General features: G+C 44.6%; 11 protein-coding genes. All 11 read right to left on the bottom strand.

The window, feature by feature from the left end; genetic code table 11:
• Positions 1–64: 64 nt before the first annotated feature.
• Complete coding sequence (murG, locus tag ACWPW6_RS06280; protein WP_154622677.1) at positions 65–1,138, bottom strand: undecaprenyldiphospho-muramoylpentapeptide beta-N-acetylglucosaminyltransferase; 1,074 nt, start codon at positions 1,136–1,138, stop codon at positions 65–67.
• Positions 1,135–2,328 (bottom strand): cell division protein FtsW, encoded by a 1,194-nt coding sequence (ftsW, locus tag ACWPW6_RS06275; protein WP_250000233.1) that lies wholly within the window; start codon positions 2,326–2,328, stop codon positions 1,135–1,137. The genes murG and ftsW overlap by 4 nt, the downstream gene beginning before the upstream one ends.
• The gene (gene murD / locus ACWPW6_RS06270) at positions 2,328–3,644 is read right to left on the bottom strand and encodes a UDP-N-acetylmuramoyl-L-alanine--D-glutamate ligase (protein ID WP_231131800.1); all 1,317 of its coding nucleotides are present in this window, start codon (positions 3,642–3,644) and stop codon (positions 2,328–2,330) included. The genes ftsW and murD overlap by 1 nt, the downstream gene beginning before the upstream one ends.
• Positions 3,645–3,654: 10 nt before the next feature.
• The gene (mraY, locus tag ACWPW6_RS06265) at positions 3,655–4,737 is read right to left on the bottom strand and encodes a phospho-N-acetylmuramoyl-pentapeptide-transferase (RefSeq protein ID WP_154622680.1); all 1,083 of its coding nucleotides are present in this window, start codon (positions 4,735–4,737) and stop codon (positions 3,655–3,657) included.
• Positions 4,731–6,104: a UDP-N-acetylmuramoyl-tripeptide--D-alanyl-D-alanine ligase gene (gene murF / locus ACWPW6_RS06260; RefSeq protein ID WP_250000231.1), complete on the bottom strand. Its 1,374-nt coding sequence runs from the start codon at positions 6,102–6,104 to the stop codon at positions 4,731–4,733. The genes mraY and murF overlap by 7 nt, the downstream gene beginning before the upstream one ends.
• Positions 6,101–7,588 carry a UDP-N-acetylmuramoyl-L-alanyl-D-glutamate--2,6-diaminopimelate ligase gene (murE, locus tag ACWPW6_RS06255; RefSeq protein ID WP_163860893.1) on the bottom strand — a complete coding sequence of 496 codons (1,488 nt, stop codon included), beginning with the start codon at positions 7,586–7,588 and terminating at the stop codon, positions 6,101–6,103. Before murE ends, murF begins: the two co-directional genes overlap by 4 nt.
• Positions 7,575–9,341: a peptidoglycan glycosyltransferase FtsI gene (gene ftsI / locus ACWPW6_RS06250; RefSeq protein WP_154622682.1), complete on the bottom strand. Its 1,767-nt coding sequence runs from the start codon at positions 9,339–9,341 to the stop codon at positions 7,575–7,577. The genes murE and ftsI overlap by 14 nt, the downstream gene beginning before the upstream one ends.
• Positions 9,342–9,356: 15 nt before the next feature.
• Positions 9,357–9,674, bottom strand: a complete 318-nt coding sequence (gene ftsL / locus ACWPW6_RS06245) for a cell division protein FtsL (protein WP_154622683.1) — start codon at positions 9,672–9,674, stop codon at positions 9,357–9,359.
• Between the two features lie 2 nt (positions 9,675–9,676).
• Positions 9,677–10,627: a 16S rRNA (cytosine(1402)-N(4))-methyltransferase RsmH gene (gene rsmH, locus ACWPW6_RS06240; protein WP_154622684.1), complete on the bottom strand. Its 951-nt coding sequence runs from the start codon at positions 10,625–10,627 to the stop codon at positions 9,677–9,679.
• 2 nt (positions 10,628–10,629) lie between these two features.
• The gene (gene mraZ / locus ACWPW6_RS06235; protein WP_154622685.1) at positions 10,630–11,088 is read right to left on the bottom strand and encodes a division/cell wall cluster transcriptional repressor MraZ; all 459 of its coding nucleotides are present in this window, start codon (positions 11,086–11,088) and stop codon (positions 10,630–10,632) included.
• 695 nt (positions 11,089–11,783) lie between these two features.
• A complete protein-coding gene (gene cra / locus ACWPW6_RS06230; protein ID WP_163860892.1) occupies positions 11,784–12,797 on the bottom strand; it encodes a catabolite repressor/activator in 1,014 nt (337 codons plus the stop codon).
• Positions 12,798–12,857 lie beyond the last annotated feature (60 nt).

The following is a 12,857-nucleotide window of genomic DNA, read 5'->3' as shown; positions in this document are numbered from 1 at the left end:
GTATTCACTCTATGTCTTCGCTTTTGTTAATTCTATATCAATGTCGTTTTATCGATGATCGCGGCTATTTAGCCACTTCACTAATCACCGCCGCGACTCGTTCGGTCGCATCGGTAATCGCACAAGAACGTGCTTTGATAGCCATCGATAATAATTCTTGTCGATCCCACTGCTCCAGCAGGCTAGCGACGTTATCCGCGGTAAACTGAGGTTGCTCAAGTATTTTGGCCGCCCCCGCTTTTTCTAACGGTAAAGCATTCCAATATTGCTGACGATCTTTATGTTGAAAAGGTACGAAAATAGCAGGTAACCCTGCCGCAGCGATTTCACTCACTGTTAAAGCACCTGAACGACAGATCACAATATCCGCCCATGCGTAAGCTTGAGCCATATCATCAATAAACTCAGTAACTTTATACTCGGAATTAACTGAATTTTTTAGCCTTTCATTATACAACGCTTCGGTAGATTCTTTACTTCCTTTTCCAGCTTGGTGCCAGATATTTAACTGTTTGCCGACTTTTTCAGCAACTTCAGGCATAATTTGATTCAAAATACGCGCGCCTTGACTCCCCCCTACTACCAGTACGCGTATTCTCTCATCGCGATTCGATAATCTCTCTTCTGGCAATGGCAGTGCCAATACATCCTTACGAACTGGATTTCCAACAATAGGGGCATGCGGAAAAGCGCCCGGAAATGCCTGTAAAACACGTTTAGCTATTTTTGAAAGCCATTTATTGGTTAAACCGGCTATACCGTTTTGCTCGTGCAGAATGACGGGCACTCCCGATAACCATGCCGCAATTCCACCGGGACCAGAAACATAGCCCCCCATCCCCAGCACAGCATCGGGTCGATACTGCTTAATAATCGCTTTTGCTTGGCAAACTGCCTTGCCTATCCGCCAAGGCGCGGCCGCTAATGCCATAATGCCTTTACCTCGGAGCCCTGATATTCGGATAAACTCAATGTCGATGCCATGTTGCGGCACTAGTGTCGCTTCCATACGGTCGGCAGTACCTAGCCAGAGGATCTCCCAGCCTTGAGCCTGCAAATAATGCGCCACAGCTAAACCTGGGAAAACATGTCCCCCAGTCCCACCCGCCATGACCAGTAACCTTTTTGCTTGACTCATTTAGCACTCCTTACAAACGCCTGGGCTTTTTCCAGACGCGTTTCAAAATCTACACGTAATAATACTGCGATAGCCGCGGACATCACGAGCAAGCTCGACCCACCGTAGCTAATCAATGGTAAGGTTAACCCTTTAGTTGGCAACATACCTGCTGCTGCCCCTACGTTTACTAATGCCTGAAAAGTAAACCAAATACCGATTGAGCAAGCTAAATACCCAGCAAATAATTGGTTAGCTAGCAATGCACGACGACCAATCATCATCGCCCTAAATGCCAACATGAAAACCATCAGTAAAACCAAAACAACACCAACATACCCCAGCTCTTCCGCTAAAACGGAAAAAATAAAGTCAGTGTGAGCCTCTGGTAAGTATTCAAGTTTTTGCACCGAATTACCCAGTCCCTGACCCAATAACTCACCTCTACCGAATGCCATCAACGATTGGGTTAGCTGATAACCACTTCCAAATGGGTCTTCCCATGGATTGAGAAATGATGTCACACGGCGCAAACGATAAGGTTCCAACCAAATCAAGGCGAGTACACCAAAAACACAAGCGGCAATCCCAATAATAAAGGGGGCTAATCGTGCTCCAGCTAAGAATAGTAACCCTAATGTCGTCACGACGAGGACGATAACCGTTCCTAAATCCGGTTGTAACAGCAGTAATAACGCCATGATAATTAAAATACACATGGGTTTTACAAAGCCTAGGAAGCGAGTTCTTACTTCGTCTGATTTTCTCACTAAGTAGCTGGATACATAGCAAAATAGCGCGAATTTAGAAATTTCTGCTGGCTGAATTTTTACAATCCCAACATCAATCCAACGTGATGCACCGTTAACGGAGCTACCCGCTACCAGTACAACCGCTAACAGTAAAAGAGAAACCATCAACAACACAAAGCTGTATTTTTCCCAAACAGCCATGGAAACTCGCATCACGCCTAAAACTAAGATAAAGGCGACAGCTAAATACATGACATCACGTTTAGCAAAATAAAATGGGTCGTCAGTCAGTCTCTGCCCAACAGGCATCGATGCCGATGTCACCATAACAAAACCGATAGCGGCTAATCCCAAAGCCAGCCATACCAAGGTGCGATCGTAGAGTGTAGAGCCAGCGATGACACCCCCTTTCTCTCCAATCACCCAATTCTTCAGACGTAAAGCACCCGGTATCGTCATCAGCCTAGCTCCTTCGCTAACTGAGCAAAAATGGCACCTCGTTGCTCAAAATTCTTAAATTGATCGAGGCTTGCACATGCCGGTGAGAGTAAAACCATATCCCCTGATTTTAGATTCGGAGCTAAATAACGCATGCTCTGTTCCATTGTCTCAGTCAACACGGATTTTTCAGGTTCCAGCTGAGCTAGTGCTTTACCATCACGACCAAAGCAGTACAGGCGCACATTGTCCTGAGCAAGATAGGGCTTCAATGGTGTAAAATCTGCCGATTTACCATCGCCCCCAAGTAGAAGATGCAGTGTACCTTCTACTTTTAAGCCATTCAGTGCCGCTTCAGTGCTACCCACATTGGTTGCTTTGGAATCGTTAATCCAACGCACCCCGTTATTCAGTAACACCAGTTGGAAACGGTGCGTTAATCCTGCATAATTTTTCAGCACACTTAAACTTGCATGGCGAGCTATACCCGCGATATCAGCAAGAGCAAGAGCCGCTAATGCATTGGTATAATTGTGTTGTCCCGTTAAGTGCATGTCATCAACCTTGATCAGCACTTCATTTTTTGCGACCAATGTCCGCTGCTGTGTATCAAAATAATAATCGCCACTATCAACACCAAAGCTAATGCATGCTTCCTCATCGGTATGCTGTGGTAACGTCAATGGATCTTGAGCATTAACAATACAATTCAACGCATGATGATAGATACGTAACTTCGCTTCGCGGTACTGCGCTAGACCTAGCGGATAGCGATCCATATGGTCTTCAGTGACATTCAAAACTGTTGCTGCAAGGGCTTTTAAGCTGGATGTCGTCTCTAATTGAAAACTAGATAGCTCTAACACATACAGTTGGTGACCTTGATTTAACAAAGACAATGCTGGAATACCGATATTTCCGCCAACACCAACGGAGATACCCGCAGCTTGAGCCATTTCCCCCACCAAAGAGGTCACGGTGCTTTTTCCATTAGAGCCAGTGATCGCAATAACAGGCGCATCAACTTCGCGGCAGAACAATTCGATATCACCGACAATTTCAATACCGTTATTCGCCGCTTGCTGTAATTCAGGTGTCGCTAATGCAATACCGGGGCTGGCAACAATTAAGTCAGCCTCTTGCAACCATTGGTTGTTTAAACTACCGCGATGGCATTCCACCTCTTTCGGTAATTGTTCAACGCCCGGAGGAACAGCTCGGGTATCCATCACTCGCGGAATAACGCCGTGTGATAAGAAAAAGTGCACACAAGATAGGCCAGTTAACCCCAGCCCAATGATGACCACTTTTTTACCCTGATACTGTTTACCCTGCATACCTGCCATTTTAACGTACCTTCAGTGTTGCCAGTCCAATCAGTACCAGCATTAAGGAAATAATCCAAAAACGTACAATTACGCGTGGTTCCGGCCAACCTTTCAGTTCATAATGATGGTGAATTGGCGCCATACGGAATATACGTTGACCACGTAATTTGAAAGAACCCACCTGTAGGATGACGGATAATGTCTCAACAACAAAGACGCCTCCCATAATGACCAACAGGAACTCTTGGCGTAATAAAACGGCAATCGTACCGAGTGCACCACCAAGAGCAAGGGAGCCAACATCGCCCATAAAAACTTGCGCAGGATAAGTGTTAAACCATAGGAACCCGAGCCCCGCCCCCACTATCGCCGTACAAACAATAACTAATTCACCCGCATGTGGTAAAAATGGAATATTTAAGTAACTAGCAAAGTTGACGTTACCCGTTGCCCACGCCACTAATGCAAAACCAGCTGCCACGAAAACCGTTGGCATAATCGCTAATCCATCAAGGCCATCTGTTAAGTTAACCGCGTTACTGGTACCAACAATCACAAAATACGCCAACAAAATATACAGCAGCCCAAGTTGTGGCATGATGTCTTTAAAGAACGGCACCACTAATTGCGTTGCAGGGGTATCTTTCCCTACTGCGTACATTGAAAACGCAACCACAAGTGCAATCAGTGACTGCCAAAAATATTTCCAACGAGCAATCAACCCTCGGCTATTTTTTCTGACCACTTTCAAGTAATCATCCGCAAATCCGACAAGGCCATACCCGACTAACACGAGTAATACACACCAAACGTATGGGTTATCTAAACGCGCCCAGAGCAATACTGAGATGCTGATCGAAAACAGGATCAGTATTCCTCCCATTGTTGGCGTACCACGCTTACTAAAATGCGATTCAGGCCCAACATCACGTACAACCTGACCAATCTGCATTTTTTGTAAGTAAGTAATTAAACGTGGCCCCATCCATAACGCAATGGCAAGTGCTGTCAGCAAACCGACGATGGCTCTAAACGTCAAATATGAGAAGACGTTAAAGACAGAAAATTGATGCACCAATATTTCGGCAAGCCAGACTAACATGCAAAGCACTCCTTCAATGCATTCACTACATCTTCCATCGCGGAGCTGCGTGAACCTTTAACTAAAATAGAAACAACTTCATTCTGCTGTACTAGCGGAATCAGTCGGGTTAATAAGTCTTTTTTGAATGCAAAGTGCTCTCCACATTCACTGAATTGACTGATCATTTCGCTCAGCGTACCGACACTCAGTACTTTATCCAGACCTGCATCTTTTGCGGCTATACCAACTCGTTGATGACACTCTTTTGCATAATCGCCGAGTTCACCCATATCTCCGGCCACTAAAATGCGATAACCGGGCATTTTAGCTAAAACATGAATGGCTGCAATCATTGAGCCGTCATTGGCATTATAAGTGTCATCCAAGACAACTTTTGTCTCACTCAACTGCACTGGGTATAAACGCCCCGGCACAGCTTGAGTTGTGGCTAGCCCCTGACGAATATCTTCCAGCGTTGCGCCCACTGAGATAGCCAAAGCACTAGCCGCCAAAACGTTAGCAATGTTATGCATGCCTGGCAGAGGTAAAGTGATAGCAACCTGTCCAACAGGTGTATGCAAAGTAAAATCGGTTGAAAGCTGCTTGACCTCAATGTCAGAAGGATAAAAATCCGCTTTATCTTGCGCTGTTAATGAATAACACCACACCGTTTGGCGTGGCTGAAACTGCCATTTGGCAGAACAACTATCAAGATTAACAATTGCGGTACCTTCATCCGGTAGACCTTGGTATATTTCACCTTTTGCCCTAGCAACGCCTTCAGGTGAGCCAAATCCAGCTAAATGAGCCGCGAACAAGTTATTCACAAGAGCAGTTTGCGGCTTAACGATATTCGTGGTGTACGCGATCTCATTAGGGTGATTCGCCCCCATTTCAATCACTGCATATTCATATTCGTGAGTTAGCCTAAACAACGTTAAAGGTACACCGATATCATTGTTTAAATTACCTGCGGTATACAGTGTTTTACCGCGTTGCGACAAAATAGAGGCCGTCATTTCTTTTACCGATGTTTTCCCCGACGACCCCGTTAAGCCAACCACTTTGGCTTGGCTTTGTTGGCGTACCCAAGCAGCAAGCAGCCCCATGGCCAGACGCGTATCTGCGACAACGACTTGAGGGCAATCAATATCTAGTTGACGCTCAACCAGCACAGCCGCTGCACCGCCTTCAGCCACTGAAGGCACAAAATCATGGGCATCGAAACGCTCACCTTTCAACGCAATAAATAAGCTGTTCTCGCCAATTTGGCGGCTATCCGTGCTCACATCGCTTAATACTCGTGTTCCTGCATCAACGCCATCGGCATGATACAGATATCCACCCGTGATAGCGGCGAGTTGAGACAACGTTAGCGGGATCATGCTACCACCCCCAATAATCTAGCGACCGTCAATCTATCTGAATAATCTAAGCGGCGATGACCGATAATTTGATAATCTTCATGGCCTTTCCCCGCAATAACAATAACGTCATCCACGTTAGCTTGCATGATAGAACTGGTCACGGCTTCAGCACGTCCCGGAATAGCCAGAACTCGGCTAGAGTCAAGAATGCCAGCCATAATGTCATTGATGATATCTAATGGCTCTTCGCTACGCGGGTTATCATCAGTAATGACAACATTGTCTGCCCACTCTTCAGCCGCCGCCCCCATTAATGGACGTTTACCTTTATCGCGATCCCCCCCGCAACCAAATACACACCATAATTTTCCTTTACAGTGTAAACGTGCCGCTGCTAATGCTTTCTCAAGCGCATCAGGGGTATGCGCATAATCAACCACCACCGTTGGTTTGTTCGGCGCACTAAAGACTTCCATACGACCACACACCGGCGATAAAGATGATGATGATTCCAAGAGTTGCGTTAATGGATAATCCATCATCAGCAATGTACTCATTGCTAACAACAAATTACTGACATTAAATGCCCCCATTAATGGACTTTCTAAGGTGCCGTTACCCCATGATGAGGTAAATTGAATGGTGGCTCCACGGTCGTGATACTCAACCGTTGTGGCTTGTAACCATGGCCCTTGCCACTGTTCAGGAATACGCTGTTCCATTGAAACAGCACAGGCTTTTGGTAAGCGTTGCAGCCATTTCAAACCGACATCATCGTCAGCATTAATAATTTGCGCTTTTGTTTGATGCGTGGAAAATAATAGCCACTTCGCGGCTTCGTAATTTTCCATATCACCGTGGTAGTCTAAATGGTCACGGCTTAAATTAGTAAATACAGCGGCAGCAAACGGTAAGGCAGCAACACGACCTTGAACTAAGCCGTGTGAAGAAACTTCCATTGCGGTTAATGTCGCCTGACATTTTAATAATTGGGTTAATTCAACTTGGATATCCACTGCTGAACCCGTGGTATTTTCACTCGGCGCGACCTGTCCAAGTAGGCCATTCCCTACAGTTCCCATCACCGCGCTGGTTTCACCCAACCCTTTTGCCCACTGAGCAATTAATTGTGTTGTCGTCGTTTTACCATTGGTTCCTGTCACACCAACCAACTTCATTTTTGCACCTGGGTGCTGATAAAACTCCGCGGCCAATGCAGACAAACGATTATTCAGGTCATTCAAATAAATAACAGGAACCCCATGAACGTAACGAATTTCACCTTCATCCGCTTCGCCATTCGCTTCTGCGATGACAGCGGCAACACCTTGAGCGATCGCTTGGGAGATATAGTGCCTACCATCCGATTGATGGCCTTTAATTGCAATAAACAGATCACCAGCCGCTGCTTTACGGCTGTCTAACGTCATCTCATGTAGTGAGATATTTGCTGTGCTAACGCCAAATGGCGAAAGAAGATCACAAAGATTACGATCTGCCACTTTTAACCTCTTTTTTATTGATCACTATGTCGCTTTTATCATCTGCTTGTAATGCATCTGGCTCAACATTCATCATTCGCAAAACACCGCCCATGATGGAACCAAATACCGGTGCGGATACTGCACCACCATAATATTTACCCGCTTTAGGCTCATTGATAAGAACGACAAGGGCATAACGTGGGTTACTTGCAGGTGCAACACCTGCTGTATAGGCAATATATTGATTGATGTACCGCCCTTCAGGCCCGACTTTCTTCGCAGTACCTGTTTTAATCGCTATTCGATAACCTTTTATCGCAGCACGTGTTCCCCCGCCTCCCGGTAGAGCAACACTTTCCATCATATGAACCACTGTACGCATGGTTTGTTCTGGGAACACTCGGGTTCCTGGGACAGGTGGGTCCACTTTGGTAATGGATAATGGGCGATATATTCCAAAGCTACCAATTGTTGCATAGGCACGGACTAATTGTAACGGAGTGACCATTTGTCCATACCCAAAAGAAAAGGTGGCCCTATCTAAATCAGACCACCGTGTTTTTTTACTTGGAAAGATGCCACTACTTTCCCCGACTAACCCCAGATTAGTCGGCTTGCCAAACCCAAAGCGGCTATACACATCCACCAGCTCTGTGGCAGGCATCGCTAACGCCAGTTTTGAAACACCCACGTTACTCGACTTCTGTAAAATACCCGTTATTGATAACTCCGCATAACGCGCAACGTCCTTAATTTCATGGCCATTGACACGATATGGATAGGTATTCAGCACGGTATTTTCTTTGATAATTTTGTTGTTTAACGCACTCATGACAACAAGTGGTTTCACCGTCGAACCAGGCTCGAAAATATCGGTTATCGCGCGGTTACGCATGGCATCCATCGGAGTACCCGCTAAATTATTTGGGTTATAGGATGGACTATTAGCCATAGCTAAAATCTCACCGGTATGCACATCAACTAAAATAGCGACACCAGATTCAGCTTTATTCTCCTGTACGCCCTTAGTCAGTTCACGATAAACAATGGATTGAATACGCTCATCAATACTGAGCACGAGGTTATGCGCCGCTTGACTATCAACGGAGGAAACCGTTTCAATAACACGTCCATTACGATCTTTACGAACTGTTCGTTCACCTGGAGAGCCTTTTAACCAGCGCTCAAAGCTTTTTTCAACGCCTTCAATGCCTTCGCCATCAATATTGGTTACGCCAATTAAATGCGCGGTCACCGGACCTGAAGGGTAATAACGGCGAGATTCTTTACGTAGATAAATACCCGGTAATTTTAATTTTGTGATGTATTCACCAATAGAAGGGTTTACCTGACGAGCAAGATAGACAAAACGACCTTTTGGGTTCGCCGAAATTTTTGTTTTGATTTGTTCTAATGGGATTTCAAGCGCATCCGCTAACGCTTTCCAATGTTCATCGTTATTGATCCCACCTTTTTCAAACACCACTTTGGGGTCAGCCCAAATGGCATTCACAGGCACACTGACAGCAAGTTGGCGTCCTTCTCTATCACTGATCATTCCGCGTGCTGTAGAGACTTCCTGTACACGTAAAGAGCGCATATCGCCCTCTTTAACCAGTTTTTCAGGTGCGATGATTTGCAGATAAGCAACACGCACTAACAGCCCAGCTAAAGCTAGCAGGATACCGCCGCACAGCAAAGCAAAACGCCAGCTCACAAAGCTGGTATTTTCTTCCTGTTTCTTGTTTTTAGCTGACTTAGGTGCTTTCATTCGTAACCTTATCTACTACTTAGAAACAATAATATTTTCTTGAGAAGGCTCAACGTGAACCATTTGTAATTTTTCCACAGATAAACGTTCAACTCGGCTATGGCTGGCTAACGCGTTTTCTTCTAGGATCAAATTACGCCATTCGATATCAAGTGCGTCCTTTTCTTCGTATAGCTTGTCTTTTTCCGCCGTCAGGAGACGTGTTTCATGCGCTGTCGTGACCACAAAGACAGCGCTGATAATAATGGCGGCTAGCAAAATCAATGGAATAATCCCATAACGGAAAAGGTCACGACCAATCACTTTTCCAAGACTATGCCTTTCAGGAACCATTTTTATGCCATCCTTTGTGCAAAACGTAGTACTGAACTACGTGCTCTAGGGTTTTCGTCAACTTCCGCGGCTGAAGGTTTCATCTTGCCCACTTCACGCAACTTAGCCGTACCCAGCGCTTTTATTTGAGCTTCCGTTAATGGGATCCCTGCGGGAACACTGGGCCCTTTGCTATTTTGACGAATAAACCGTTTTACTAATCTATCTTCCAAGGAGTGAAAACTAATCACTGAGAGGCGCCCTTCGGGTGCTAGCACGGATACAGCCCCTTCCAATGCCTGCTCAATTTCTTCTAGCTCACTGTTAATATAAATACGTATGGCTTGGAAGCTGCGAGTTGCTGGATGCTTATGGCGCTCTTTGATTGGGCTTACTTGAGCGATCAATTCAGCTAGCTCACGTGTACGGGTCAACGGCGTCTCTTCTGGATTGTGGTTACGTTCAACAATCGCCCTAGCAATGCGTTTTGCGAAACGTTCTTCTCCAAATGTTTTCAACACCCACGCGATATCATCAGCTTGCGCAGACATGAGCCATTGATGTGCTGATTGTCCTTTAGTTGGATCCATTCGCATATCCAATGGCCCATCACGCATAAATGAAAAACCGCGTTCAGGATCATCTAATTGCGGTGATGAAACGCCTAAATCCAGCAATACGCCATCAATCTTGCCAACTAACCCTTCTTCCTCAACATATTCAGCGATTGCAGAAAATGGCCCATGTTTAATCATAAAGCGCGGGTCATTAATGAGTTGCGCTGCTTTAATGGCTTCAGGGTCGCGGTCAATCGCAATCAAGCGTCCTTGGTCATTTAACTGACTCAATATCAGCCTTGAGTGTCCTCCTCGCCCAAATGTTCCATCAATATATATGCCGTTTGGTTTGATATTTAGGCCATTTACTGCTTCATCAAGCAGTACTGTTACATGTTTAAATTGCTGTTGTGTCATGTTTATAGTGACAAATCCTGTAAGCGGGCTGACAGGGGTTCTTGGGTTTGTCGTTCAGCATTAATGTCTTCTTCCACTTGCTGATACCAAGTCTGTTCATCCCAAAGTTCAAATTTATTTATTTGGCCCACTAGCATGACCTCTTTTGTTAGCCCTGCGTGTTGACGTAGTGTGTTAGCTAACAAAAGACGTCCGGCACTGTCCATTTGGCATTCGCTGGCATGCCCTAATAAAAGCCGTTGTACTCTTCTTTCTACTGGGTTCATGGTTGAAAGCCGTGAGAGCTTCTCTTCAATAATTTCCCATTCAGGTAACGTGTAAAGTAATAGGCATGGCTGGTGGAGGTCGATAGTACATACCATCTGCCCCTTAGATTCCTCGCTCAACATTCCCCTATATCGGGTAGGCACGGTTAGACGCCCTTTGCTGTCGAGATTTACCAGTGTTGCCCCACGAAACATACCCAGTAAAACCTCTTTATTTCCTATTAACCCACTTTACCCCACAATTCTCCACTTATAAAGTTTACGAATGGTAGGAAAACGTTGTCAAGCCAGACACCTGTAGCTTTTGCTTTATTTACAGAACAATTCAGAAAAGATAAGAGAGGGTAAAATCGAGCGCAGAGATAAAATGAGGAATAACGGATTGATATAATTCATTTATTTTCAACAAAACAATAAATACAAGGTTAATTCTATTTTATTGATGAAAAAACACTCAAATGATGATATTTCCTATACCCGTCTCATTTTTAATCAGCCTACCTATAACCGATTCTTTACTTTTTAAATAACGGTAAATGCTAATTAACTACAAATATTATCAATAACGGCCCCGTAGAAAAATAAAAACAATAAATTTCAACACGTTAAAATACTGTTTTAATAGACAGTGTTATAACTCAAATATGCGTTCATATGACTTTTATTTATTTAACTGCCATTTCTTAAATTAAATTTTTTATTTTGTTTTCCTTGCGAGAGAAAATTAAATACATCCAGTTAAGAATAGTCCTAAAGTTAAATATTTACGTATTTTTAGCATCAAATAAAAAGCCCCTTTTGCATAGGGGCTAAGATAATAGCGATAAACGTGATCAATATCACTCTATATTCAACCAGACATTTTGTCTGGTTTTAATTATTTCTTATATTTATTGCTGTTTGCGGCCAAGACTACCACGACGGCAGAGATCACGACGGATACGAGTAATTCCTGCGTCTGGTTTTTGTTTTTCATCAAGGCTCGCCAACACCAATTCCAAGATTCGCTCAGCGATATCTCTGTGGCGCTGTGCCAATGATAAAACGGGGCATCCTAAGAAATCTAATAACTCGCTATCGCCAAATGTGGCAATCACCATGTCCTCCGGTAGACGACCATCACGTTTTAGCGCCACATCCAGTACTCCCTGTAGCAACGAAAATGACGTCGTGAATAACGCATCAGGCATGGAGTTACCTTTATCTAGCCAATCAGCAAAAACCTCAGCGGCAGAAGCCCTCTCATAACTATTTGCATACAGATAATTCACTTCACGGGAGTCGCCTTGCCAACCTTTCCTAAAACCTTGCTCACGAAGATAGCTTACTGATAACTCAGGTAAAGCCCCCAGATACAATACGGATTCTGCCGAGAATTTTCGTAATTCCGCAGAGATCATAAATGCATCTTCTTGGTCATCACCGACCACACTAATAAAGTGATCTTTTTCCAATGCTCTATCAAGGGCAATGATAGGCAAAGAACGGTTCGCCCAACGCTGATAGAAAGGATGCTCAGGAGGAAGCGCGGTTGAAACTATAATGGCATCAACCTGACGCTGTAAAAGGTGCTCGACACAACGAATTTCGTTATCTGGCTGATCCTCGGAACACGCGATCAATAATTGATAACCACGTTGCCGTGCTTGACGTTCAAGATAATTAGCAATGCGAGTATAACTTGTGTTTTCGAGATCGGGGATCACTAGCCCTATCGAACGTGTTCTCCCTGCTCGTAGCCCTGCTGCTACAGCATTTGGATGGTAATTGTGCTCTCTGACAACAGCCATCACTTTTTCTACAGTTTTATCGCTGACTCGATACTGCTTGGCCTTGCCATTGATCACATAACTAGCCGTTGTGCGGGAAACCCCTGCTAAACGTGCTATTTCATCCAGTTTCACGTTAACCTCTTTGTGTTATCATATAAAACCAACTCATTGATTTTACTATTTATTTTTTAC

The organism is Providencia sp. Marseille-Q8014 (genome assembly GCF_965112055.1).
Note: the sequence above shows the minus strand (reverse complement) of the source record. Positions and strands in the feature narration are given on the sequence as shown.

Bases quoted from the DNA above. Each gene is read 5' to 3' on its own strand.
- murG (WP_154622677.1), bottom strand. From the start codon at position 1,138: ATGAGTCAAGCAAAAAGGTTACTGGTCATGGCGGGTGGGACTGGGGGA.
- murD (WP_231131800.1), bottom strand. From the start codon at position 3,644: ATGCAGGGTAAACAGTATCAGGGTAAAAAAGTGGTCATCATTGGGCTG.
- ftsL (WP_154622683.1), bottom strand. From the start codon at position 9,674: ATGGTTCCTGAAAGGCATAGTCTTGGAAAAGTGATTGGTCGTGACCTT.
- murF (WP_250000231.1), bottom strand. From the start codon at position 6,104: ATGATCCCGCTAACGTTGTCTCAACTCGCCGCTATCACGGGTGGATAT.
- ftsI (WP_154622682.1), bottom strand. From the start codon at position 9,341: ATGAAAGCACCTAAGTCAGCTAAAAACAAGAAACAGGAAGAAAATACC.
- rsmH (WP_154622684.1), bottom strand. From the start codon at position 10,627: ATGACACAACAGCAATTTAAACATGTAACAGTACTGCTTGATGAAGCA.
- mraY (WP_154622680.1), bottom strand. From the start codon at position 4,737: ATGTTAGTCTGGCTTGCCGAAATATTGGTGCATCAATTTTCTGTCTTT.
- mraZ (WP_154622685.1), bottom strand. From the start codon at position 11,088: ATGTTTCGTGGGGCAACACTGGTAAATCTCGACAGCAAAGGGCGTCTA.
- ftsW (WP_250000233.1), bottom strand. From the start codon at position 2,328: ATGACGATACCGGGTGCTTTACGTCTGAAGAATTGGGTGATTGGAGAG.